General features: G+C 67.2%; 1 protein-coding gene. It reads right to left on the bottom strand.

All coding sequences use genetic code 11. The annotated features are described in order from the left end of the window. The coding region (locus ASF38_RS04885; protein ID WP_235497405.1) for an ABC transporter substrate-binding protein at nt 1-814 on the bottom strand (814 nt) is incomplete at its 3' end. Between the last annotated feature and the right edge of the window lie 136 nt (nt 815-950).

The raw sequence follows: 950 nt of genomic DNA, 5'->3' as shown, positions 1-950 counted from the left end.
CCTCCACGCCGTCGGCCTTCTCCAGGCTGGCTATGTCGGTGGGGGTGAGCGAGCGCCACGCCACGTCGATCTTGCCGTTCTGGACGTCGAGCTTGAGGTTGTTGGAGTCCGAGTAGTAGGTCAGGGTGACCGCGTCGTTCTCGGGCTCGCCGTAGGCGCCGTCGTACTTCTCGTTCTTGGTGAACTCGGCGAGCTCGTTCTTCGTGTACGACCCGATCGTGTACGGACCGGAGAAGCCCTGGGCCTTCACGGCGGCGTCGTCGTCGAGCACCTTGTCGGCGGGGTAGGTCTCCTCGTCGACGATCGGTCCGGCCGAGGTCACGAGCACCTGCGGGAACGTCACGTCGTTGGGGGCCGCGAGGGTGAACACGACGGTCTTGTCGTCGCGCGCCTCCACGCTCTTCATGGCCCCGAGCAGCGACGCCGGGCCGTTCGGGTCGTTGATGTCGACGATGCGCTTGAACGAGAACGCCACGTCGGAGGCGGTCAGCTCGTTGCCGTTGGCGAACGTCAGCCCGTCCTTCATGGTGCAGACGTACTCGGTCGGCGTCTCGAAGTCGCAGTTCTCGGCGGCGTCGGGCGTGAGCTCGGTGCTGCCCGCGGGGAAGTTCAGCAGGTACTGGTAGGCCTGGGTCTGGATCTGCGTCGAGCCGTTGTCGTAGGCACCGGCCGGGTCGATCGAGACGACCTTGTCGGTGGTGCCGACGAGGATGCCGGCCTTCGTGTCGCCTGAGTTGCCTGCGCCGCAGGCGGCCAGGGTGACCCCGGCCAGTGTCGTCGCAGCGAGGACCGCTGCCCCCCGATGGATGTGCATGCGCTGCCTTCCTGAGCAGGTGTGCCACGCGCGATGGTTGCGCGGATCATGGACTTCTCGGCACGCTAGTGGTGGCTCGCGCCCGCTGGAAGGGCGCGCAGGTTGCGTTTCGATGACGACGCGGTCGGTGCGCGCG

It is taken from the genome of Aeromicrobium sp. Leaf272, from assembly GCF_001422865.1.
GTDB lineage: Bacteria > Actinomycetota > Actinomycetes > Propionibacteriales > Nocardioidaceae > Aeromicrobium.
The sequence above is the reverse complement of the archived record's forward strand: the minus strand, read 5'-3'. Positions and strand labels throughout refer to the sequence as shown.